The following is a 1,489-nucleotide window of genomic DNA, read 5'->3' on the forward strand; positions in this document are numbered from 1 at the left end:
TATCTTGCCTTGCAGGTTGCTTGTGCGTGACAAATTTCGGTCGTGATAGACTACCAACTCTCCATCTGAAGATAATTGAATGTCTAACTCGAAATCCAAACAGCCATTTGATTGAGCATGAATAAAGCCCGTTACAGTGTTTTCCGGCGCTTCGTTCCGAGCACCTCTATGTCCGATAATTATCATTTATGACGTCCGTTCTAAAACTAAGTGCTATATATTACTAGCTTCGTGTTTCGCTTTGATGAACAGGGTGTGAGGTATATAAATCAAATCACTGACCTTTCTGATCAGGTGCTCTTCATAACGATCAATATCGCTATCAGCGTAAGCAATTTTCCACATCGCAAGAATTAAGCGATATTTTGAGTCGCTATCAAACTTTTTATTTATAAGGTCGGTATGTTCCCAAAGCGAGGTGGCAGAGCGAGATAGTTCGCGCGCTTCACGGATTAAAGCGTCAGTGTCACTGATTGAAAGCTGAAACGCAGATGCACAATGCTCTTGAAGCACCAGCCACTCAGACTCGGTTTGTTTATGGTCCGCATTAATAACCTCAATTAATAATGCGGTAGCAACTGTAGAAATGTCAGTTTCAGATAGTGCTTGGTCTTGATTTGATTGTGTTATTTTGGCAATTAAACGCTGAATCATTCTGGGTGGTCTCTGAGCAAGCCTTCTAAGGCTACTTGGTCAATAGCAAATTTTCTGATGCCTTCAGCTAGTTTTTCAGTTGCCATTGGAGATTGGTTCATATTCCAGCGAAAGCTTGCTTGATCAGTTACTAAACCTTGTGTCGAAGTCGAATTTGGTACAATCAGCTTTCGTTCGAGGCTACCATTGTCACAAGATAGTTGTTTCAGTAGTTCCGGGCTAATGGTAAGCCGGTCACAGCCAGCTAGTTGCTCAATTTCATCAGTATTTCTAAAGCTTGCACCCATTACAACAGTGCTAAAGCCGTGTTGTTTATAATAATTATAAATTTCTGAAACCGAAATGACGCCAGGGTCTTCATGCGGAAGATATTGGTCTTTGTCGGTGTTTGCTTTATACCAGTCAAGTATGCGACCTACGAAGGGTGAAATTAAGAAGGCGCCAGACTCTGCAGCTGCTTTAGCTTGCACAAAGTCAAACAATAAGGTTAAGTTGCAATTGATGCCTTCTTTCTCCAGCTGCTCAGCCGCTTTAATTCCTTCCCATGTGGAGGCTATCTTGATAAGAATTCTACTCTTACTAACGCCGCTATCCTCATAAAGTTGAATCAAGGACTTAGCTTTGGCTACTGTGGCAGGGGTATCAAAGGAAAGGCGAGCATCTACTTCAGTGGAAACTCTGCCTGGAACGACTTTTGATATTTCGGTACCAATTGATACTGCTAGGTGGTCGCATGCCAAAGAAAGCTGCTCTTGGTCACTCTTGCCCTGGCTAGATCCATAGTTAATTGCGTTGTCAATTAAGGGGCGGTATTGAGGGAGGGGGGCAGCCTTAA

The 1,489-nt window shown here is 42.8% G+C and carries 3 protein-coding genes; all 3 read right to left on the minus strand.

From position 1 onward, the window contains the following. Positions 1-186: glycerophosphodiester phosphodiesterase family protein (locus A3757_RS20990; protein ID WP_304439206.1), on the minus strand; the 186-nt coding region annotated here is incomplete at its 3' end. Between the two features lie 27 nt (positions 187-213). Next, complete coding sequence (locus A3757_RS20995; RefSeq protein WP_068506495.1) at positions 214-654, minus strand: TerB family tellurite resistance protein; 441 nt, start codon at positions 652-654, stop codon at positions 214-216. Beyond that, positions 651-1,489, minus strand: an 839-nt coding sequence (gene tal / locus A3757_RS21000) for a transaldolase (RefSeq protein WP_068740244.1), incomplete at its 5' end; no start/stop codon positions are given. The genes A3757_RS20995 and tal, both read right to left, overlap by 4 nt.

It is taken from the genome of Oleiphilus sp. HI0117 (genome assembly GCF_001635235.1).